The organism is Pseudomonas sp. SWRI51, from assembly GCF_014268825.1.
GTDB lineage: Bacteria > Pseudomonadota > Gammaproteobacteria > Pseudomonadales > Pseudomonadaceae > Aquipseudomonas > Aquipseudomonas farsensis.
The window spans coordinates 86,124-105,936 of the sequence record NZ_JABWRG010000006.1; the positions used below are offsets into that span (position 1 = coordinate 86,124).

At 61.6% G+C, this 19,813-nt stretch carries 23 protein-coding genes and 1 tRNA gene; 4 read left to right on the plus strand and 20 right to left on the minus strand.

Going from position 1 to position 19,813, the window contains the following annotated elements:
• Positions 1–3: 3 nt before the first annotated feature.
• The 14 genes from HU720_RS04005 to trmJ form a co-directional block, all read right to left on the minus strand.
• Complete coding sequence (locus HU720_RS04005) at positions 4–987, minus strand: RodZ family helix-turn-helix domain-containing protein (RefSeq protein ID WP_186517449.1); 984 nt, start codon at positions 985–987, stop codon at positions 4–6.
• Positions 984–1,745 (minus strand): type IV pilus biogenesis/stability protein PilW, encoded by a 762-nt coding sequence (gene pilW, locus HU720_RS04010; RefSeq protein ID WP_186517451.1) that lies wholly within the window; start codon positions 1,743–1,745, stop codon positions 984–986. Before pilW ends, HU720_RS04005 begins: the two co-directional genes overlap by 4 nt.
• A gap of 14 nt (positions 1,746–1,759) precedes the next feature.
• Positions 1,760–2,902, minus strand: coding sequence for a 23S rRNA (adenine(2503)-C(2))-methyltransferase RlmN (gene rlmN / locus HU720_RS04015; RefSeq protein WP_186517453.1), 1,143 nt, complete (start codon positions 2,900–2,902; stop codon positions 1,760–1,762).
• A gap of 28 nt (positions 2,903–2,930) precedes the next feature.
• Positions 2,931–3,356, minus strand: a complete 426-nt coding sequence (gene ndk, locus HU720_RS04020; RefSeq protein ID WP_186517456.1) for a nucleoside-diphosphate kinase — start codon at positions 3,354–3,356, stop codon at positions 2,931–2,933.
• An 89-nt stretch (positions 3,357–3,445) separates the two neighbouring features.
• Positions 3,446–3,646 (minus strand): Fe-S cluster assembly protein IscX, encoded by a 201-nt coding sequence (gene iscX, locus HU720_RS04025; protein ID WP_186517458.1) that lies wholly within the window; start codon positions 3,644–3,646, stop codon positions 3,446–3,448.
• A gap of 11 nt (positions 3,647–3,657) precedes the next feature.
• Positions 3,658–3,999 (minus strand): ISC system 2Fe-2S type ferredoxin, encoded by a 342-nt coding sequence (gene fdx, locus HU720_RS04030; RefSeq protein WP_186517460.1) that lies wholly within the window; start codon positions 3,997–3,999, stop codon positions 3,658–3,660.
• Between the two features lie 3 nt (positions 4,000–4,002).
• The gene (hscA, locus tag HU720_RS04035; RefSeq protein ID WP_186517462.1) at positions 4,003–5,865 is read right to left on the minus strand and encodes a Fe-S protein assembly chaperone HscA; all 1,863 of its coding nucleotides are present in this window, start codon (positions 5,863–5,865) and stop codon (positions 4,003–4,005) included.
• Positions 5,866–5,907: 42 nt separating this feature from the next.
• Complete coding sequence (gene hscB, locus HU720_RS04040; RefSeq protein ID WP_186517463.1) at positions 5,908–6,429, minus strand: co-chaperone HscB; 522 nt, start codon at positions 6,427–6,429, stop codon at positions 5,908–5,910.
• 8 nt (positions 6,430–6,437) lie between these two features.
• Positions 6,438–6,761, minus strand: a complete 324-nt coding sequence (gene iscA, locus HU720_RS04045) for an iron-sulfur cluster assembly protein IscA (protein ID WP_186517464.1) — start codon at positions 6,759–6,761, stop codon at positions 6,438–6,440.
• A gap of 21 nt (positions 6,762–6,782) precedes the next feature.
• Complete coding sequence (iscU, locus tag HU720_RS04050; protein WP_007929523.1) at positions 6,783–7,169, minus strand: Fe-S cluster assembly scaffold IscU; 387 nt, start codon at positions 7,167–7,169, stop codon at positions 6,783–6,785.
• A gap of 46 nt (positions 7,170–7,215) precedes the next feature.
• On the minus strand, positions 7,216–8,430 hold the full coding sequence (locus HU720_RS04055) for an IscS subfamily cysteine desulfurase (protein ID WP_186517465.1): 1,215 nt from the start codon (positions 8,428–8,430) through the stop codon (positions 7,216–7,218).
• Between the two features lie 42 nt (positions 8,431–8,472).
• Positions 8,473–8,964: a Fe-S cluster assembly transcriptional regulator IscR gene (gene iscR, locus HU720_RS04060; RefSeq protein WP_008092572.1), complete on the minus strand. Its 492-nt coding sequence runs from the start codon at positions 8,962–8,964 to the stop codon at positions 8,473–8,475.
• A 168-nt stretch (positions 8,965–9,132) separates the two neighbouring features.
• Entirely contained in the window at positions 9,133–9,909 is a 777-nt protein-coding gene (gene cysE / locus HU720_RS04065) for a serine O-acetyltransferase (RefSeq protein WP_186517466.1), read from the minus strand.
• 3 nt (positions 9,910–9,912) lie between these two features.
• Positions 9,913–10,683, minus strand: a complete 771-nt coding sequence (trmJ, locus tag HU720_RS04070; RefSeq protein ID WP_186517467.1) for a tRNA (cytosine(32)/uridine(32)-2'-O)-methyltransferase TrmJ — start codon at positions 10,681–10,683, stop codon at positions 9,913–9,915.
• 151 nt (positions 10,684–10,834) lie between these two features.
• Between trmJ and suhB the strand changes: the two genes are divergently transcribed.
• Complete coding sequence (gene suhB, locus HU720_RS04075; RefSeq protein ID WP_186517468.1) at positions 10,835–11,653, plus strand: inositol-phosphate phosphatase; 819 nt, start codon at positions 10,835–10,837, stop codon at positions 11,651–11,653.
• 201 nt (positions 11,654–11,854) lie between these two features.
• Here suhB and HU720_RS04080 read toward each other — a convergent pair whose 3' ends face one another.
• The 6 genes from HU720_RS04080 to queA all read right to left on the minus strand — a co-directional run bounded on the left by HU720_RS04080 (position 11,855) and on the right by queA (position 17,927).
• Complete coding sequence (locus tag HU720_RS04080; protein ID WP_186517470.1) at positions 11,855–12,403, minus strand: glycine zipper 2TM domain-containing protein; 549 nt, start codon at positions 12,401–12,403, stop codon at positions 11,855–11,857.
• A gap of 119 nt (positions 12,404–12,522) precedes the next feature.
• A complete protein-coding gene (gene secF, locus HU720_RS04085) occupies positions 12,523–13,431 on the minus strand; it encodes a protein translocase subunit SecF (RefSeq protein ID WP_186517472.1) in 909 nt (302 codons plus the stop codon).
• 10 nt (positions 13,432–13,441) lie between these two features.
• Positions 13,442–15,304, minus strand: a complete 1,863-nt coding sequence (gene secD, locus HU720_RS04090; RefSeq protein ID WP_186517474.1) for a protein translocase subunit SecD — start codon at positions 15,302–15,304, stop codon at positions 13,442–13,444.
• A gap of 63 nt (positions 15,305–15,367) precedes the next feature.
• On the minus strand, positions 15,368–15,703 hold the full coding sequence (gene yajC, locus HU720_RS04095) for a preprotein translocase subunit YajC (protein ID WP_186517476.1): 336 nt from the start codon (positions 15,701–15,703) through the stop codon (positions 15,368–15,370).
• A 44-nt stretch (positions 15,704–15,747) separates the two neighbouring features.
• Entirely contained in the window at positions 15,748–16,863 is a 1,116-nt protein-coding gene (gene tgt / locus HU720_RS04100) for a tRNA guanosine(34) transglycosylase Tgt (RefSeq protein ID WP_186517516.1), read from the minus strand.
• A 14-nt stretch (positions 16,864–16,877) separates the two neighbouring features.
• Positions 16,878–17,927 carry a tRNA preQ1(34) S-adenosylmethionine ribosyltransferase-isomerase QueA gene (queA, locus tag HU720_RS04105; protein WP_186517478.1) on the minus strand — a complete coding sequence of 350 codons (1,050 nt, stop codon included), beginning with the start codon at positions 17,925–17,927 and terminating at the stop codon, positions 16,878–16,880.
• A 108-nt stretch (positions 17,928–18,035) separates the two neighbouring features.
• Between queA and HU720_RS04110 the strand changes: the two genes are divergently transcribed.
• From HU720_RS04110 to HU720_RS04120, 3 genes are all read left to right on the plus strand, one after another.
• Positions 18,036–18,120, plus strand: a tRNA-Leu gene (locus HU720_RS04110).
• A 91-nt stretch (positions 18,121–18,211) separates the two neighbouring features.
• Positions 18,212–19,006 (plus strand): potassium channel family protein, encoded by a 795-nt coding sequence (locus tag HU720_RS04115; protein WP_186517480.1) that lies wholly within the window; start codon positions 18,212–18,214, stop codon positions 19,004–19,006.
• A 322-nt stretch (positions 19,007–19,328) separates the two neighbouring features.
• Positions 19,329–19,808, plus strand: a complete 480-nt coding sequence (locus tag HU720_RS04120) for a GNAT family N-acetyltransferase (RefSeq protein ID WP_186517482.1) — start codon at positions 19,329–19,331, stop codon at positions 19,806–19,808.
• Positions 19,809–19,813: the final 5 nt, after the last annotated feature.

Consider the following 19,813-nt stretch of genomic DNA (forward strand, 5'->3'; position numbering starts at 1 on the left):
GACTTACTGTCCCAACTTCAGGCGAGCGGTCTCGCCACTGGTGAACGGGGCGACATCGACCGCCTGGCCGTTATAGCTCACCTGGGCGCCACGGGCGAAGCCCAGGCGTACCGCGAACGGTGGCTGGCCGGTCAGCTCCAGGCTGTCGCCCTTGCGCTTGATGGCACTGAACAGCACCTTGCCGTTGCCATCGGAAACTTGCGTCCAGCAGTCGGCAACATACTGGATGTGCACCTTGGCGCTGCCTGCAGCGGCTGCAGCAGGCTCAACGGCCGGTGCGGTGGCTGCAACGGCAGGCGCCGCAGCGGGAGCAGCGGGTGTAGGCGCGGTGACTGGCGGGGTAACGACCACAGGCTGGGCCGGGGTGCTTTCGGCAGCCGGGGCTTGCTCGGTGGCAGCGGGCGCAGCCTCGCTGGTGGCAGGCTCCAGCGGCAACACCTGGGTTTGAGGTTGTTGCGCCTCGCTGACGGCCTGGTCTTCAGGCTCGTCCAGCGGGTGAATCTGGGTAGTGCCGTCGGCGCTTTCGACTTCGACGTGCTCCAGGGCAATCTTGGCCAGGTCCTTGCCGCGCAGGCTGCCCTGGTCCTGCCACCAGACGAAGCCCCCGCCGACCACTGCAACCAGCAGCAGCAGGCTGACCACCCGCAGGATGTTATGCGACATGCGCACCGGTTCTTCGATACGGCCAAGGGCATGTACATCGCTGCCCTGGGCGTGGCTGCCGGTGAACTGGTCGAAAGCGGCCACGAGCGGCGCCTGGTCCATATCCATCAGTTTGGCGTAGGCACGGATATAACCACGGGCAAAGGTGTGCCCCGGCAGTTTGTCGAAGGCACCGGTTTCAAGGTTATTCAGCGAAGAAACCGTAAGGTTGAGCCGTTTTGCGACCTCAGCCTGGCTCCAGTCCCGCTGTTCGCGGGCCTGACGCAAGACATCACCGGGGTTGTGGCGAGGCGCTGCTGCTACTTCGGTGTGCGCGGCTTTCATCGTTGCTCCGACAGGTATTGCTGATATTCCGGCGTACCGGGATAAAGTCGTTGTAATTGCTGGCCCAATTGGGCAGCGGTGCCCTGCTGGTCAAGGGCGCTGGCCAGGCGAACGCCCAGCAGCAGGCTACGGGCATTCTGGTCGCTCAGCTGGCTGAAACGATCGTAGTAATCCCGCGCCGGCACATAATGCCTGTTTTCGTAGGACAACTCAGCCATTTCAAGCAACGCACGGGGTTGCCGCTGATTGAGCCGAAGCGCCTTTTCAAGATACGCATGGGCCTGTTCGGCCTCACCAAGCCTGCGTGCCGTCAGGCCAAGGTTCTCGTAGACCCGGGAGCGCTCAGGATACAGGGTATCGGCCGCTGCCTGACGAAACATTGCCTGGGCATCGGCAAAACGGCCTTGAGCATATAGGAAACTGCCGAAGTTGTTGCGGATTCGCGTATCGGCAGGCCGCACCGCCAGGGCTTTTTCGAAGTGCTGCAGCGCCAATTGCGGCTCGCCCTCGGCCTGGAACACCAAGGCCAACGCCGCGTGGGCATCGGCATCGCTGCTGTTCAGGGCCAGCGCCTGGATCAACGGTGCCTTGGCTTGCCCGGCCAGACCCTGCTGCAAATAGCCCAGCCCCAACTGCACATACGCCCTGCCCGCCTCTTCACGCCCTTGCCGAGTGGCAAGCGGATCGCCCGCACCGCCCGAAACGCAGCCGGCCAGCAACGCAAGCATGAGGATCGACAGCGCGGCGCGCAGGGTCATGGCTACAGGGCTCGTCAGAGACGCGGTGCGCTGTCTTGCGGCTCGTCGCTGGCAAGCTGACGCACTGCGATATAGCGCTCGCTGCGGCGGGTGCGGTCATTGACCTGCCCGACCAGCTGGCCACAGGCGGCGTCGATGTCTTCGCCACGGGTGGTGCGGGTGGTGACGTTGAAGCCACCGTGGTGCAGCAGGTCCTGGAAGCGACGAATGGCATTGTTGCTCGGCCGCTCGTAGCCCGAATGCGGGAACGGGTTGAACGGGATCAGGTTGATCTTGCACGGAACATCGCGCAGCAACTCGATCATTTGCGCAGCATGCTCAGGCTGGTCGTTGACGTCCTTGAGCAGGGTGTACTCGACGGTCAGGACGCGCTTGCCGCCGAGGGTTGCCATATAGCCCATGCACGACTCGAGCAGCACCTTGAGCGGGTACTTCTTGTTGATCGGCACCAGCTGGTTGCGCAGTTCGTCGTTGGGTGCGTGCAGCGACAGTGCCAGGGACACGTCGATATGCTTGGCCAGTTCGTCGATCATTGGCACTACACCCGAGGTGGAGAGCGTGACGCGACGTTTGGAAATGCCGTACCCGAGGTCATCCATCATGATTTTCATGGCGGCGATGACGTTATCGAAGTTCAGCAGGGGCTCGCCCATACCCATCATGACCACGTTGGTAATAGCGCGGTCGACTTTGGCAGGGACGGTCCCGAAGGATTTGTTGGCAAGCCACACCTGGCCGATGACTTCAGCGGCGGTGAGGTTGCTGTTGAAGCCTTGCTTGCCGGTGGAGCAGAAACTGCAGTCCAGGGCGCAGCCGGCTTGCGACGAGACGCAGAGCGTACCGCGGTCGTCGGTGGGGATGTAGACGGTTTCGACGCAGCTGCCGGAGGCAACGCGGATGACCCATTTACGGGTACCGTCTGCGGAAATGTCTTCGCTGACCACTTCCGGGGGGCGAATCTCGGCAACGGCCTCGAGCTTTTCGCGCAAGACCTTGCCTACGTTGGTCATGGCAGAGAAATCTGACACGCCAAAATGGTGAATCCATTTCATCACCTGGCCGGCACGGAAGCGTTTCTCCCCGATCGAGTCGAAGAACTGTTCCATTTCCGGCTGGGTCAGGCCCAACAGGTTGATTTTGCCAGTAGATGTCGTCATGGATTCACCCTCACCCGTAAGCTTTCGCTTAGCGAGTGGTTACCTCGGTAGCTGCGAAGAAGTAAGCGATTTCGCGAGCAGCAGCGGCTTCGGAGTCCGAACCGTGAACGGCGTTGGCGTCGATGGACTCGGCGAAGTCAGCACGGATGGTGCCGGCAGCAGCTTCTTTAGGGTTGGTAGCGCCCATCAGCTCGCGGTTGCGGGCAATGGCGTTCTCGCCTTCCAGAACCTGAACGACAACCGGACCGGAAGTCATGAAGGCAACCAGCTCACCGAAGAAGCCACGAGCGCTGTGCTCGGCGTAGAAGCCTTCGGCTTCGGCTTTGGACAGTTGCTTCATTTTCGAAGCAACGATTTTCAGGCCGGCTTCTTCAAAGCGGGAAGTGATCTTGCCGATGACGTTTTTGGCAACTGCGTCAGGCTTGATGATCGAGAAAGTACGTTGAACAGCCATGGAAAACTCCAGAAATATTAGTGTTACGAAAAATTAAACCCGCGAATTATACGCGGGTTCCAGGGGATTGCCTAACCTGCAGCGTGCGCTTAGTCGGCTTCGTCAATCCAGGCCGCCTGGATGGCCTCGAGTACTTTTTCGCCGCCGCGGGACGGATCGTCGCTGAATGCTGGCAACGCCAGCACCCAACGGTGCAGATCGACGAAATTCACATAACGAGGATCGACTTCCGGCTTGCTTTCTGCAAGCTCAATGGCGATCTCAAGTACATCAACCCATTTCAGACTCATGCAGACAGCCCTCAGTGCGGCGCTTCGGCGGCGTGGTTGAGCGAGTACTTGGGGATCTCGATGGTGATGTCCTGGTCGGCCACCACCACCTGGCAACCCAGGCGCGACTGCGCCTCCAGGCCCCAGGCCTTGTCCAGCATGTCTTCTTCGAGCTCATCGGCTTCTGCAAGCGAGTCGAAACCCTTGCGCACGATGCAGTGGCATGTGGTGCAGGCCTTGACGCCGCCACAGGCGCTTTCCATCTCGATGTGGTGATCGTGGGCCAGCTCCAGGATGTTGGTCCCGGTGGCCACTTCCACGGTCAGCCCTTCGGGGCAGAATTTTTCATGCGGCAGGAATGTCACCAGCGGCATCGGTTACTCCTCGATCTCATTCAGGTTGCGCCCGGCCAGTGCGGCTTTGACCGTCGAATCAAGGCGACGGGCGGCAAATGCATCGGTCACCTGCGACAGACGGCGAGTCTGCTGCTCGATGGCTGGGCCATCGGTGCCGGTAAGCAAATCACGTAGTTCCTGCATCTGGAATGCGATGGCGTCGCGCTCGTCAGTGCTGAGCAGACGCTCGCCATCGGCGTCCAGGGCGCCTTGTACCGCTTCGAGCAGGCGCTCGGCGTCGACCTGATGCTCGCGCAACTGGCGGGCGGTCTTGTCGGTGCTGGCGTGCTCGAACGAATCCTTGAGCATGCGGGCGATTTCCCCGTCGGTCAGCCCATAGGATGGTTTGACCTGGATGCTCGACTCCACGCCCGAACCCAGTTCGCGGGCGGCAACGCTGAGCAGGCCATCGGCATCGACCTGGAAGGTGACGCGAATTTTCGCCGCACCTGCAACCATGGCCGGAATACCGCGCAGCTCGAAGCGCGCCAGTGAACGGCAATCGCTGATCAGCTCACGCTCGCCCTGCAGGACGTGGATCATCATGGCCGACTGGCCGTCTTTGTAGGTGGTGAACTCCTGGGCGCGGGCCACCGGGATGGTGGTATTGCGCGGGATCACCTTTTCCATCAGCCCGCCCATGGTTTCAAGGCCGAGCGACAGTGGAATGACATCGAGCAGCAACAGCTCGCCGCCTTCACGACGGTTACCGGCCAGCGTGTCAGCCTGGATGGCAGCACCGATGGCGACCACCTGGTCCGGGTCGATGGAGGTCAGCGGCGCGCGGCCAAACAACGTGCCGACGGCTTCACGCACGCGCGGTACGCGGGTGGAGCCACCCACCATTACCACCGCGCCGACTTCGTCCAGCTCGACACCACTGTCGCGCACGGCGCGGCGGCAAGCCTTGAGGCTGCGCGCGATCATCGGCTCGATCATGGTTTCAAAGGTGGCGCGGCTCAGCTCACCCTGCCAAGCGCCGTGACGAACAGTGACGGTGTCGCTGTCGGTCAGGGCTTGCTTGGCGGCGCAGGCGGTCTGCAGCAGCAGGCGCTGGGTGGCGGGGTCGAGGTCGGCAGACAGCCCCGCCTGCTCGATGATCCAACCTGCGACGGCGTGGTCGAAATCATCGCCGCCCAGCGCGGTATCGCCACCGGTGGCCAGCACCTCGAACACCCCGGCGGTCAGGCGCAGGATGGAAATATCGAACGTGCCACCGCCAAGGTCGAAGATCGCCACCACGCCTTCGGCGTTCTGGTCCAGGCCGTAGGCCACGGCAGCCGCGGTAGGCTCGTTGAGCAGGCGCAGCACGTTCAGGCCGGCGAGCCTGGCAGCATCCTTGGTGGCCTGGCGCTGGGCATCGTCGAAGTAGGCAGGCACGGTGATCACCGCACCGACCAGCTCGCCGCCGAGGGTTTCTTCGGCGCGCTGGCGCAGCACCTTGAGAATGTCGGCAGACACCTCGACCGGGCTTTTGGCGCCCTGCACCGTGGTGATGAACGGCATGTGCGACTCGCCGCCGACAAAGCGGTAAGGCAGTTGCTCACCCAATTGCTTGACGTCGGCAAGGCCGCGCCCCATCAGGCGCTTGACCGAAAGAATGGTGTTCAACGGGTCGCTTGGCGCAGCGATGCGCGCAGCCAGGCCAACCTCGATGCCAGCGTCCAGGTAACGCACCGCCGAGGGCAGAATGACATTACCGTCGGCATCGGGCAGCGGTTCGCTGCGCCCGCTGCGTACAGCTGCGACGAGAGAATTGGTGGTGCCCAGGTCGATCCCCACCGCCAGGCGGCGCTGGTGCGGTTGCGGGGTCTGACCGGGTTCGGCGATCTGCAGTAGGGCCATGCTTATCTGAATACCTTAGGCGTCATCACGGGCAACGCCGGGTTAATCGTCGAGGCGCTCTTCGAGTTGGCGCACTTCTTGGGCGAGCTTGTCGAGGAACTGCATGCGGCGCATCAGGCGCTCGGCCTGCTCGCGCTCGGCGGGGTTGTCCCAACAGCTGGCAAAATCGTCGTTGAGCGTGTCCTGGGCAGCCTTCAGGCGCTTTTTGAACACGGCAACGCCGTCGAGGTCGGCTTCGTCCTGCAGGTCTTCGAGCTCTTCGCGCCACTGCATCTGCTGCAGCAGGAAGTCCGGGTCATGCACGGTGACTTCCTGGGGCACTTCGTGGCCGCCTATGGCCAGCAGATAACGGGCGCGACGCGGCGCACTGCGCAGCGTCTGGTAGGCATCGTTGAGGGCGGCAGACTTTTCCAGGGCCACGCGCTGCTCGCGCTCGGAAGCGTCGGCAAAGCGGTCCGGATGGACCTCACGGGCCAGTTCGCGGTAACGCGTGGCCAGTTTGTCGAGGTCCAGGCAAAAGCCGGGCTGCAGGTCGAACAGTGCAAAATGACAAGGAGTACCCACGGCCAGCCTCAAACGTTGAAGCTTTCGCCGCAGCCACACTCACCGCGCACGTTGGGGTTGTTGAACTTGAAGCCTTCGTTCAACCCTTCCTTGACGAAGTCCAGCTCGGTGCCGTCCAGGTAAACCAGGCTTTTCGGATCGATGATGATCTTCACGCCATGGTTTTCGAACACCTTGTCTTCGCCGGCCACGTCGTCGACGAACTCCAGCACGTAGGCCAGGCCCGAGCAGCCGGTGGTGCGCACGCCGAGGCGAATGCCCTCACCTTTGCCGCGCCCGTCGAGGGAGCGGCGAATGTGGTTGGCGGCGGCTTCTGTCATGCTGATAGCCATCGGGAACTCCTTACCTTGCAGTTAGATCAAGCCTTTCTTCTGCTTGTAGTCGCGAACAGCTGCCTTGATGGCATCTTCGGCGAGTACCGAGCAGTGGATCTTGACCGGCGGCAACGCCAACTCTTCAGCCAGCTGGGTGTTCTTGATGGTTTCGGCTTCGTCCAGGGTCTTGCCCTTCATCCACTCGGTGGCGAGGGAGCTGGAAGCGATGGCCGAACCGCAGCCGTAGGTCTTGAACTTGGCGTCTTCGATGATGCCTTGCTCGTTGACCTTGATCTGCAGACGCATCACGTCACCGCACGCTGGAGCGCCGACCATGCCGGTACCGACATCCGGGTCCTCGGCGTTCATCTTGCCGACGTTACGTGGGTTTTCGTAGTGGTCGATGACCTTTTCACTGTATGCCATGGTGCAATTCCTTCCTCATCAGGGAGCCGCTCTTGCCGGCGACTGCTTAGTGGGCGGCCCACTCGATCTTGGAGATGTCGACGCCGTCTTTGTACATGTCCCAAAGAGGCGACAACTCACGCAGTTTGTTGACCGCTTCGCAGACTTTCTGCGCCGCGTAGTCGACTTCTTCTTCGCTGGTGAAGCGGCCGAAGGAGAAGCGGATCGAGCTGTGCGCCAGCTCATCGTTACGGCCCAGCGCGCGCAGTACATACGACGGCTCGAGCGAGGCGGAGGTGCAGGCCGAGCCCGACGACACCGCGATGTCCTTGAGCGACATCAGCAGCGACTCGCCTTCAACGTAGTTGAAGCTCAGGTTCAGGTTGTGCGGCACGCGAGCGGTCTGGCTGCCGTTGACGTACAGCTCTTCAAGGTTGGAAACCTGCTTGAAGAAGCGGTCGCTAAGGGCCTTGATGCGGACGTTTTCAGCGGCCATTTCCTGCTTGGCAATGGCGAAAGCCTCGCCCATGCCGACGATCTGGTGGGTAGGCAGGGTGCCCGAACGCATGCCGCGCTCATGGCCACCGCCGTGCATCATGGCTTCAAGGCGAACCCGTGGCTTGCGGCTGACGTACAGCGCGCCGATACCTTTAGGGCCGTAGACCTTGTGTGCCGAGAACGACATCAGGTCGACCTTGAGTTTTTGCACGTCGATTTCGACCTTGCCAGCCGACTGCGCAGCATCGACGTGGAACATGACGCCACGCGAGCGGGTCAGTTCGCCGATGGCGGCGATGTCGTTGATCGAGCCGACTTCGTTGTTCACGTGCATCAGCGAGACCAGGATGGTGTCGTCGCGCAACACAGCCTCGACCATGGCCGGGGTGACGATGCCGTCTTCACCGGGCTCGAGGTAGGTCACTTCAAAACCTTCACGCTCCAGCTGACGCGCGGTGTCGAGCACGGCTTTGTGCTCGATCTTGGAGGTGATGATGTGCTTGCCCTTGGTCTGATAGAAGTGCGCCACGCCTTTGAGTGCGAGGTTGTCGGACTCGGTAGCACCGCTGGTCCAGACGATTTCGCGCGGGTCGGCGTTGATCAGTTCGGCAACCTGGCGGCGGCCGTTCTCGACGGCTTCTTCGGCCTTCCAGCCGAACACGTGGGAACGCGACGCCGGGTTACCGAAGTTACCGTCAACCAGCAGGCAGTCGGCCATTTTCTGGGCAACGCGCGGGTCGACCGGGGTGGTCGCGGAGTAATCGAGGTAGATCGGCAACTTCATTGAGTATCTCCTATCAGGCGGTGGCGTCGCTCGTCGCTGCAATCAGTCGACGGCGGACGTCTCAATCTTGTCCAGCTGGGCGGTACGGCCTGCGACGCGGCGCAGGTCCTGACGCTGGGCGACTTCCTGCACTTCACGGCGCATGACGAGGTCGGCCAGGCTGATGCCACTGAGGAATTCGTGGATCTGCTGGCTCAGATCGCACCACAGGTGGTGAGTCAGGCAGGTATCACCGGCATGGCAATCCCCCAGGCCCTGACAGCGGGTAGCATCGACCGATTCGTTGACCGCATCGATGACCTGGGCCACCTGGATGGTTTCCATGCCGCGCGACAGCTGGTAGCCGCCACCCGGGCCGCGCACACTGGAAACCAGGCTGCTGCGGCGCAGCTTGGCGAACAGCTGCTCCAGATAAGAGAGGGAGATGCCCTGGCGCTCGGAAATATCGGCCAGTGACACCGGCCCATGCTGCGCGTGCAACGCCAGGTCGAGCATGGCAGTCACGGCGTATCGGCCTTTGGTAGTCAGTCGCATGGCGTATGGTTACCACGGGAGTTACAGGATGTGAGCGAGTATGCGATTCCCGAGCATTTAAGTCAACTATTAGACCTAGTGCTTTAGTCGGGTATGCATGCGGGAGGCGGGCGCGAGTGTAGCAGAGCAGGGGCGTGAGCACACGCCCCATGTGTCGGGCAGGCGGAATCAGTGCGGCTGAGGGTCGCTCTGTTTCACTTCGGCGAAGTCGTCGGCAGGCAGCGCCGGCAACTCTTTGGCACAGTAGTCACTGCCCATTTTGGTCAGTGCGCCGCACATGCCTTCGAGGCGCTCATCTACCGCTTGCAGGTGGTCGAGCATCTGGCCGATGGCGCGCGCCACCGGGTCCGGCATATCGCCACTAACGCCATAGGCATCGAAGCCGATCTTCTCGGCCATGGCCTTGCGCTTGGCTTCCAGGGCATCGTCGTCGCTCTTGACGATGATGCGCCCAGGGATACCCACCGCAGTGGCACCCGCCGGCACCGCCTTGGTGACCACGGCGTTGGAGCCGATCTTGGCCCCGGCGCCAACCGTGAAAGGCCCCAGCACCTTGGCGCCCGCCCCCACCACCACGCCGTCCTCAAGGGTTGGGTGACGCTTGCCCTTGTTCCAGCTGGTGCCTCCCAGGGTGACACCCTGGTACAGCGTGACGTCGTCACCGATCTCGGCGGTCTCGCCAATGACGATGCCCATGCCGTGGTCAATGAAGAAGCGCCGGCCAATGGTGGCGCCGGGGTGGATCTCGATGCCGGTCATCCATCGACCGAAGTTGGACACCAGGCGCGCCAGCCACTTGAAATCGCGCCGCCACAGCGCGTTGCCCAACCGATGCAGCCAGATGGCATGCATGCCCGGGTAGCAGGTCAGCACCTCGAAGGCGTTGCGCGCCGCCGGGTCACGGTGGAACACGCTCTGGATATCTTCACGCAGACGCTCGAACATCGTTCAACCCTTCCTTTTATACGGCTCGCCCCGAGCGACCTTCTGGGTCTCGGTGAGGATGCCGCGCAAAATGCTCATTTCGGTACGATCGACCTCGCTGCGCCCATACAACCTGCGCAGACGCGGCATCAGGTGACGGGGCTTTTCGGGGTCGAGGAAGCCGATGTCCACCAGGGTTTTTTCCAGGTGGCCATAGAACAGCTCCATTTCGTCCAGGGTCGCCAGCTCGCCGTTACGCGACGCCGCGACGTCCTGCTTCTGTTCCCCACCCGCCTCACCCAGAGCTGCCAGCCAGGCCATGCGCACCTCATAGGAGAGCACCTGCACGGCAGCAGCCAGGTTCAGCGAGCTGAAATCGGGGTTGGAAGGAATGTGCACATGGAAGTGACATCGCTGCAGCTCGTCGTTGGTCAGGCCGGCGTGCTCGCGACCGAACACCAGGGCGATTTCGTCGCCTGCTGCGGCGCGCTCGACGGTCTTGCTTGCGCATTCACGCGGGTCGAGCAGCGGCCAGGGGATGCTGCGCTCACGGGCACTGGTGCCAATCGCCATGCTGCAGCCAACCAGCGCCTGCTCCAGGCTGTCGACGACGATGGCGTTGCTCAGCACATCGTCGGCACCTGAAGCACGCGCCGAAGCGTCAGCGGCGGGGAAATCCAGTGGCTGAACCAGCACCAGGCGCGACAGGCCCATGTTTTTCATGGCACGAGCAGCGCCGCCGATATTGCCGGGGTGGCTGGTATTGACCAGAACAACACGAATATTCTGCAACAAGGTGTTGAGCTCACGGATAGGTGGGAAGGGGCAAATGATCTTACAGAACCGACGGACGTAACGCCACGAAAGCGAATGTGACCCTTCTGCGCGGGCAGATTTCTGATAGACTAGCCGGCTTTCCTCTTTAACATCTCCAGGTGAAACGCCCATGCAGCCTATGCTGAATATCGCCTTGCGCGCCGCTCGCAGCGCCAGTGAACTGATTTTCCGCTCCATCGAACGCCTGGACACCATCAAAGTCGACGAGAAAGGCGCCAAGGACTACGTGTCCGAGGTTGATCGCGCCGCCGAGCAGACCATCGTTAACGCTCTGCGCAAAGCCTACCCGAACCACTCCATCCAAGGTGAAGAGACCGGCCTGCATGCTGGCACCGGTGAAGAAGGCAAGGACTACCTGTGGGTCATCGACCCGCTCGATGGCACCACCAACTTCCTGCGTGGCGTTCCTCACTTTGCTGTCAGCATCGCCTGCAAATACCGTGGCCGCCTTGAGCACGCCGTGATCGTCGACCCGGTTCGCCAGGAAGAATTCACCGCCAGCCGTGGCCGTGGCGCCCAGCTCAATGGCCGCCGCCTGCGCGTCAGCTCGCGCACCAGCCTCGAAGGCGCCCTGCTGGGCACTGGTTTCCCGTTCCGCGACAACCAGATGGCCGACCTGGACAACTACCTGGGCATGTTCCGCGCCTTGACCGGCCAGACCGCCGGCATTCGCCGCGCCGGCTCCGCCAGCCTTGACCTCGCCTACGTCGCCGCCGGGCGCTTCGATGCGTTCTGGGAGTCGGGCCTGTCCGAGTGGGACATGGCTGCAGGCGTGCTGCTGGTTCAAGAGGCCGGCGGCCTGGTCAGCGACTTCAACGGTGGCCACGACTTCCTCGAGAAGGGCCATATCGTTGCGGGCAACATCAAGTGCTTCAAGGCCGTGCTGACTGCTATTCAGCCGCACCTGCCAGAATCGCTGAAGCGCTGATTGCATCGCGCACAAAAAAGCACCCCTCGGGGTGCTTTTTTTATGTCCATTTTTTGCCCAGAAACCGCCCCCCCTGTAGGAGCGGCCTTGCGTCGCGAAAGGGCCGCAAAGCGGCCCCAGCACTATCAGTCGTGATCGCAAATCCTGGGGGCGCTTCGCACCCCTTTCGCGACACAAGGCCGCTCCTACAGGGCGATGCAGTTACTGGCCCGGCTGATTCTGGCTCAGCACCAGCTTGCCGTTTTTGTCCAGCGGGATGGTCGAGCCTGGCTCGTGGTCCATCTTCACCTTGCCCACCTGGTCACCAATCGAATAGGTGACGTTGTAGCCAACCACCTTGTCGCTGATGTCGTTGACCGTGTTGCAGCGGGTTTGCGTGGTGGTATAGGTGTCACGCTCCTGCATGTATTCCTGCGCCTTGTTACCGGCATAACCACCACCGACGGCGCCCGCCACGGTGGCAATCTTCTTGCCGGTACCGCCGCCCACCTGGTTACCCAGCAAGCCACCGGCCAGCGCACCGACCACAGTACCTGCGATCTGGTGCTGGTCCTTGACCGGCGCCTGACGAGTCACCGCCACGTCCTTGCACACCTGGCGCGGCGTCTTGATCTGCTGCTTGATCGGCTGCACGTCGGTGACCTGGGCGTATTCAGGCCCCTTGTTCACCAAGCTGTAGGTCGCCACAGCACCCCCGGCGGTGACACCGACTGCACCCAGTACCGCACCCACCAGCATTGATTTGTTCACGTGAACCTCCTGATCATACGTACGGGTCTTGCCCCGCTTTCTCCCAGCCTTGGAGCAAAAAAAAAGACGCGAGTTCAACACTCGCGTCTTTCTTTACGCCAAACGGTGCAGGAAAACCGTTACGGACGCTCGTCCACACCCTCGGTTTTCACCGGCGGGATCAGGTCTTCGCTGTTCAGGTTCAGCCAGATCAACACCACGTTGGCGATGTAGATCGACGAGTAGGTACCCGCCATGACACCGATGAACAGCGCCAGCGAGAAGCCGAACAGGTTGTCGCCACCGAAGATCAGCAGTGCGGCAATGGCCAGCAAGGTCGATACCGAGGTCGCGATGGTGCGCAGCAGGGTCTGGGTGGTCGAGACGTTGATGTTCTCGATCAGCGAAGCCTTGCGCATTACCCGGAAGTTCTCACGCACCCGGTCGAACACCACGATGGTGTCGTTGAGCGAGTAGCCGATGATCGCCAGCACCGCCGCCAGCACCGTCAGGTCGAAGGTGATCTGGAAGAACGACAGGATACCCAGGGTCACCACCACGTCGTGGATCAGCGAGATGATCGCGCCGACGGCGAACTTCCACTGGAAGCGGAACGCCAGGTAGATGAGGATGCCGCCGAGCGCCAGCAGCATGCCCATGCCGCCCTGGTCGCGCAGTTCTTCACCCACCTGCGGGCCGACGAACTCGACGCGCTTGAGGGTTGCAGGGTTGTCGCCACCGGCCTTCTGCAGAGCGGCCGCAACCTTGTTGCCCAGTTGCGGGTCATCGCCCGGCATACGCACCAGCAGGTCGGTGGTAGCGCCGAAGCTCTGCACCACGGCCTCGTGGAAGCCCGAATCGGCCAGCTCCGCACGCACGGCCTTAAGGTCGGCAGGGCGTTCGTAAGTCAGCTCGATCAGCGTGCCGCCGGTGAAGTCCAGGCCGAAGTTCAGCCCTTTCTGCCACCAGCTGAACAGCGCCAGCACGGTGAGGAGCACGGTAATGGCGAACGCGACATTGCGCACGCCCATGAAATTGATGGTTTTCATCGCAGCTCCCTCAAACCCACAGCTTCTTGATGTCACGCCCGCCGCAGGTCAGGTTGACCATTGCGCGGGTCACCATGACGGCGGTGAACATCGAGGTGAAAATCCCGAGGGACATGGTGACCGCGAAGCCCTTGACCGGGCCGGTACCCATGGCGAACAGGATGCCGCCCACCAGCAAGCTGGTCAGGTTGGCGTCGATGATCGCGGTATAGGCACGGTTGAAGCCTTCGTGGATGGCGCGCTGCACCGACATGCCGGCTTTCAGCTCCTCGCGGATACGCGAGAAGATCAGCACGTTGGCGTCCACCGCCATACCCATGGTCAGTACGATACCGGCGATACCTGGCAGAGTCAGGGTAGCGCCGAGCAGCGACATCAGGGCCAGCAGCAGCACCATGTTGCCCGCCAGCGCGACGGTGGCGATGACGCCGAAGCCGCGATAGATGGCAATGATGAACAGCGACACGAAAAGCATGCCCCACAGGGATGCATCGATACCCTTGGTGATGTTGTCAGCACCCAGGCTTGGGCCAATGGTACGTTCTTCGGCGAAGTACATCGGCGCAGCCAGACCACCGGCACGCAGCAGCAGGGCAAGTTCAGACGATTCGCCCTGGCCGTTCAGGCCGGTAATGCGGAACTGGCTGCCCAGCGGCGACTGGATGGTCGCCAGGCTGATGATCTTTTTCTCTTCCTTGAAGCTCTGTACGGCTACGTCTTTCTCGACGCCACCGACGGTCTGCTTCTCATAGCGGGTCACCGGTTTCTGCTCGATGAAGATCACCGCCATGCTGCGCCCGACGTTGGTGCGGGTGGCACGGCTCATCAGCTCGCCACCATGGCCGTCGAGGCGGATATTCACCTGCGGACGGCCGTGCTCGTCGAAGCTTGCCTGGGCATCGGTCACCTGGTCACCGGTGATGATCAGGCCACGCTCGACCGGCGCCGAACGGCCGCCTTCGCGGAACTCGAACACCTCGGTGGTGGCCTTGGAGGCACCCGGCTCGGCACCGAAGCGGAACTCAAGGTTGGCGGTCTTGCCGAGAATACGCTTGGCTTCGGCAGTGTCCTGCACGCCTGGCAGCTCGACCACGATCCGGTTGGCGCCCTGGCGCTGAACCAGTGGTTCGGCAACGCCCAGTTCGTTGACCCGGTTACGCACCGTGGTCAGGTTCTGCTTGATCGAGTATTCGCGGATTTCGGCAACCTTGGCCTGGGTCAGCGCCAGACGCAGCACGGCGAGCTCGTTGCGCTCGGTGGTGGTCAGGTCGAAATCACTGAAATTCTTGCGGATCAGGCTACGTGCCTGCTCGCGGGTGGCATCGTCAGAGAAGCCCAGCATGATCCCGCCATCCTGCTGCGGCAGGCTGCGGTAGCGGATGCGCTCTTTGCGCAGGAGGGTCTTGACCTCACCTTCGTAGACTTTCATGCGCGCGGTCATAGCCTTGTCCATGTCCACTTCCAGCAGGAAGTGCACACCACCGGACAGGTCCAGGCCGAGTTTCATCGGGCTTGCACCCAGGTTGCGCAGCCATTGCGGGGTGGTCTGGGCCAGGTTCAGGGCCACGACATAGTCGTCACCGAGGGCCTTGCGCGCCACGTCTTTGGCTGGAAGCTGGTCTTCCTGGTTGGTCAGGCGCACCAGCGCACTGCCCTTCTCGCCCAGGCTACCGCCTTTGACGGTGATACCGGCATCGTTCAGCGCCTTGGTGACGCGATCGAGGTCGGCCTGGCTGACATGCAGGGCGGAGCTGGCACCGCTGATCTGCACCGCCGGATCATCCGGGTAGAGGTTGGGTGCGGAATAAATGAAGCCGATCGCCAGGACCAGCACGATCAGCAGGTATTTCCACAGAGGGTATTTGTTCAGCATCACGCCGCCCGTTCAAGACGCGGGACGCTTTGCGCGCCCCGACTGGAAAATAAAACCGGTAACTCAGATAGCCTTGAGCGTACCTTTTGGCAGGGTCGCCGCAATGGCACCCTTCTGGAACTTCAGTTCGACGGTATCGGACACTTCCAGAACAACAAAGTCGTCAGAGACTTTGACAATTTTGCCGGCGATGCCGCCGTTGGTGACGACTTCGTCACCTTTCTGCAAGTTGCCCATCAGGTTTTTCTGCTCTTTGGCGCGTTTGGCCTGCGGGCGCCAGATCATCAGGTAGAAGATGACCAGAAAACCAACCAGGAAGATCCACTCGAAGCCGGTACCGGCTGGGCCGGCTGCTGGGGCTGCGGCGTCCGCGTAGGCGGCGGGAATCAAGAAGCTCATGGGTGCACTCCTAATGCAAATATTTTAATAATGGATGCGAACAGTCAGTCCAAAGGCGGCACGGCAAGCCCGCGCTTGGCATAGAAGGCGTCGACAAAGGCGGCCAATTTACCCTGTTGAATAGCCTCGCGTAAACCGGCCATCAAGCGCTGGTAATGGCGCAAGTTGTGGATGGTATTCAGCATGCTGCTCAGCATTTCGCCGCATTTGTCCAAGTGGTGCAGATAAGCGCGGGAGAAGTTGCTGCAGGTGTAGCAGTCGCAGGTCGGATCCAGCGGCGAATCATCATGGCGATGGAACGCGTTGCGGATCTTGATCACGCCGGTATCAACGAACAGATGGCCGTTGCGCGCGTTGCGGGTTGGCATCACGCAGTCGAACATGTCGACGCCGCGGCGCACACCCTCTACAAGATCTTCCGGCTTGCCTACCCCCATAAGGTAACGAGGTTTGTCAGCCGGCATCATGCCTGGCAGGTAGTCGAGCACCTTGATCATTTCGTGCTTGGGCTCGCCCACCGACAACCCGCCGATGGCCAGGCCGTCAAAGCCGATATTCTCGAGGCCCTCGAGCGAGCGCATGCGCAGGTCCTGGTACATGCCGCCCTGAACGATGCCGAACAGCGCCGCAGTGTTGTCGGCGTGGGCGTTCTTGGAGCGCTGGGCCCAGCGCAGCGACAGCTCCATGGAGGTGCGCGCGACATCGTGCTCGGCCGGGTACGGCGTGCACTCGTCGAAGATCATCACCACGTCCGAACCCAGGTCACGCTGCACCTGCATCGATTCTTCCGGGCCCATGAATACTTTCGAGCCATCGACCGGCGAGGCGAAGGTCACGCCCTCTTCCTTGATTTTGCGCATGGCGCCCAGGCTGAACACCTGGAAGCCGCCTGAATCGGTAAGAATCGGGCCTTTCCACTGCATGAAGTCGTGCAGGCCGTTGTGCTTCTTGATCACCTCGGTGCCCGGGCGCAGCCACAGGTGGAAGGTGTTGCCCAGGATCATCTCGGCGCCAATGGCCTCGATGTCACGCGGCAGCATGCCCTTGACCGTGCCGTAGGTGCCCACCGGCATGAACGCCGGGGTTTCGACGGTGCCACGCGGGAAGGTGATGCGGCCGCGACGGGCCTTGCCGTCGGTGGCCAGCAGTTCGAACGACATTCGACAGGTGCGACTCATGCTTGATCCTCTGGGCCGCGTGGCGCCGGATTGCGGGTGATGAACATGGCATCACCGTAACTGAAGAAGCGGTAGCCCTGCTCGACCGCCGCCGCGTAGGCAGCCATGGTCTCGGGGTAACCGGCGAAGGCCGAGACCAGCATCAGCAGCGTGGACTCCGGCAGATGGAAGTTGGTGACCAGGCAGTCGACCACATGGAACGGCCGGCCGGGGAAAATGAAAATGTCGGTATCGCCGCTGAACGCCTTGAGCACGCCATCGCGGGCGGCGCTTTCCAGCGAGCGCACGCTGGTGGTGCCAACGGCAACCACGCGCCCACCACGGGCGCGGCATGCCTGCACGGCATCGACCACATCCTGGCTCACTTCGAGCCACTCTTTATGCATGGTGTGGTCTTCGATGTTGTCGACCCGCACTGGCTGGAAGGTACCCGCGCCCACATGCAGGGTGACGAAGGCACGCTCGACGCCCTTGGCGGCGATCTTGGCCAGCAGCGCCTCATCGAAGTGCAAGCCAGCAGTTGGCGCGGCCACGGCGCCGGCACGTTCGGCGTAGACGGTCTGATAGCGCTCACGGTCGGCGCCCTCATCCGGGCGGTCGATATACGGCGGCAGCGGCATGTGCCCGACGCGCTCGAGCAGCGGCAGCACTTCTTCGCTGAAGCGCAGTTCGAACAGCGTGTCGTGGCGGGCGACCATTTCGGCCTCCCCACCGCCATCGATCAAAATCTGCGCGCCCTCTTTCGGCGCCTTGCTGGCGCGCACATGGGCCAGCACCCGGTGGCTGTCGAGCACACGCTCGACCAGCACTTCGAGCTTGCCGCCCGAGGCTTTCTGGCCAAACAGCCGCGCCGGGATGACCCGGGTGTTGTTGAACACCATCAGGTCGCCGGGGCGCAGGTAGTCGAGCAGGTCGGTGAACTGCTTGTGGGCCAGCACCCCACTGGGGCCGTCCAGCACGAGCAGGCGGCTGCCGTGGCGCTCGGCCAGAGGGTGGCGGGCGATGAGGGAGTCTGGGAGTTCGAAAGAGAAATCGGCGACGCGCATGATGATGTTCGGTTCGACAGGGCCGGGAAGTTTAGCCCAACGGACGAAAATTGACCATGAAAGCCGATTGACCGGTTGCACGACCCTCTCTATACTGCGGCGCCACAAGCCCTGATGGCGGAATTGGTAGACGCGGCGGATTCAAAATCCGTTTTCGAAAGGAGTGGGAGTTCGAGTCTCCCTCGGGGCACCAAATCTGAAAAAAAACCTTGCTCATGCAAGGTTTTTTTTTGCTCGAAAAAAAGCCTCGCTGGCCTGGCCTTTGATCTCAAGGATGATGACGCTTGAACACAACATCGGACCCAGAAAAAAAAGTATTCATGGATCGTTTGGCTGAGCGGACCAAGGACCATCCGTGGTGGTCTGTGGCGGTGCTCATGCTATGTATCGCTGCCACTTTCTGGGTTGTCCATTGTGCCCCATGGCACTGGGCACTCGTCGCCATCGTCGTTTTCTATGCTGCTTTCACGTTTGTGATTTTTTGCACTTCCCGCCCACGTGGCTGGGAAGGAAGCATCCTTTTCCTCACCTTTATCATGGCCGCGGTGCTCTTCATTGCTTTGTTTGGCTTTGTTTATAAAACAGGAAATCTCATCGTTTTCGAACACTGCTGCACATTAGAAAACAGTGTTCAGGAATGCACAACGAACACCGAGGCCTGGAATTGGTACTACTATTCGACTGTCGTTTTCACCACGCTTGGCTTCGGCGATGTCACCCCAACGCTGTTTGCCGGCAAGGTCGTGACCTCTGTGGAAGCCCTCCTTGGAATGGCATACGGCGTGACTGCCGTCATTACCTTTTTGGGGCGTCATTCGTGGCTTAATGCCCAGGGTAGCGCCGATGACAAGCAGGCTTCTCCAGCCGCGTCCCCTTGCCGCTCGGCAGATCCACAATTGATTTCCCTAGTGGGTGCAGTGGCCGCGCAGAGCCACGACCTTGCCAACCTGCGCGAACAATTTGCAACTCACCTCATGGAAACGGCCATCAAGCTGAAACACTTGAAATATGCGTTGTGGATAACGTGGGGGTTGCTTGCGATGTTGACGATCATCTTTGTTAGCTGGCAACTTCATTAACGAATGCGCCTCAGCCACTGTATGAACAGTCTGCCCCGAGGCCCCCTTCATCGCGGAGTGCGCGCATATCCGGCGCAGTGATGCACAGTAAGTTACACAAACTGCAACTTTGTGTAGAGCTATCTTAAACTTATCGTTGATTTCACCGTGGACTGGCGCCGGACAGTGTCAGGTCGGGCAGATCCACTCGGCGTGCTGGCCATCGCGGGGCAAGCCCGCTCCCACGCCGAATCTCCCACGCGCGCGCTCACACCTGAGCGCCTGCATCCAAAAAACTGCCCATGGACTAAGCTGGCCCTTCACCACCTGCGCGAGCCCGCCCATGAATCTGAGTCACCGCCCGGCAAGGACTGCCGACATCCCCGCCATCTGCTGCTTCCCGCAGGGCCCGGATGAGCTGTTCTACATGTTCCCAAGAGCCACCTACCCGCTTACCCCCGCGCAACTGAGCGAGGCAATAGCGCAACGCAGTTGCTCCACGGTTGTGGAAGGTGACGGGGTGGTGCTGGGCTTTGCGAACTTCTACAAGGCCGAATGCGATGGCGTTTGCGCGCTGGGCAATGTGGTCGTGGCCCCAGCTGCCAGGGGCCGAGGGGTGGCGCGCTATCTGGTGCAGGTCATGATCGAACTGGCCCGTGAAGAATTCGCCGCGCGTGAGATTTGGGTTTCATGCTTCAACCACAACACGGCCGGCTTGCTGCTTTATCCACAGCTGGGGTTCGTGCCGTTCGCCATTGAAGAGCGGCAGGCGCCAGATGGCAGCAGGGTTGCACTGGTACAGATGAAGATGGGCTCAGCCTGACCGCC

Coding starts and splice junctions, on each gene's coding strand:
- iscX (WP_186517458.1), bottom strand. CDS start 3,646: ATGAGTCTGAAATGGGTTGATGTACTTGAGATCGCCATTGAGCTTGCA.
- hscA (WP_186517462.1), bottom strand. CDS start 5,865: ATGGCCCTACTGCAGATCGCCGAACCCGGTCAGACCCCGCAACCGCAC.
- secF (WP_186517472.1), bottom strand. CDS start 13,431: ATGAAAACCATCAATTTCATGGGCGTGCGCAATGTCGCGTTCGCCATT.
- HU720_RS04055 (WP_186517465.1), bottom strand. CDS start 8,430: ATGAAGTTGCCGATCTACCTCGATTACTCCGCGACCACCCCGGTCGAC.
- ndk (WP_186517456.1), bottom strand. CDS start 3,356: ATGGCTGTTCAACGTACTTTCTCGATCATCAAGCCTGACGCAGTTGCC.
- iscU (WP_007929523.1), bottom strand. CDS start 7,169: ATGGCATACAGTGAAAAGGTCATCGACCACTACGAAAACCCACGTAAC.
- cysE (WP_186517466.1), bottom strand. CDS start 9,909: ATGTTCGAGCGTCTGCGTGAAGATATCCAGAGCGTGTTCCACCGTGAC.
- rlmN (WP_186517453.1), bottom strand. CDS start 2,902: ATGACGACATCTACTGGCAAAATCAACCTGTTGGGCCTGACCCAGCCG.
- fdx (WP_186517460.1), bottom strand. CDS start 3,999: ATGCCGCTGGTGACATTCCTGCCGCATGAAAAATTCTGCCCCGAAGGG.
- pilW (WP_186517451.1), bottom strand. CDS start 1,745: ATGACCCTGCGCGCCGCGCTGTCGATCCTCATGCTTGCGTTGCTGGCC.
- iscR (WP_008092572.1), bottom strand. CDS start 8,964: ATGCGACTGACTACCAAAGGCCGATACGCCGTGACTGCCATGCTCGAC.
- secD (WP_186517474.1), bottom strand. CDS start 15,304: ATGCTGAACAAATACCCTCTGTGGAAATACCTGCTGATCGTGCTGGTC.
- HU720_RS04120 (WP_186517482.1), top strand. CDS start 19,329: ATGAATCTGAGTCACCGCCCGGCAAGGACTGCCGACATCCCCGCCATC.
- iscA (WP_186517464.1), bottom strand. CDS start 6,761: ATGGCTATCAGCATGACAGAAGCCGCCGCCAACCACATTCGCCGCTCC.
- tgt (WP_186517516.1), bottom strand. CDS start 16,863: ATGTCGTTCGAACTGCTGGCCACCGACGGCAAGGCCCGTCGCGGCCGC.
- yajC (WP_186517476.1), bottom strand. CDS start 15,703: ATGAGCTTCTTGATTCCCGCCGCCTACGCGGACGCCGCAGCCCCAGCA.
- queA (WP_186517478.1), bottom strand. CDS start 17,927: ATGCGCGTCGCCGATTTCTCTTTCGAACTCCCAGACTCCCTCATCGCC.
- suhB (WP_186517468.1), top strand. CDS start 10,835: ATGCAGCCTATGCTGAATATCGCCTTGCGCGCCGCTCGCAGCGCCAGT.
- HU720_RS04005 (WP_186517449.1), bottom strand. CDS start 987: ATGAAAGCCGCGCACACCGAAGTAGCAGCAGCGCCTCGCCACAACCCC.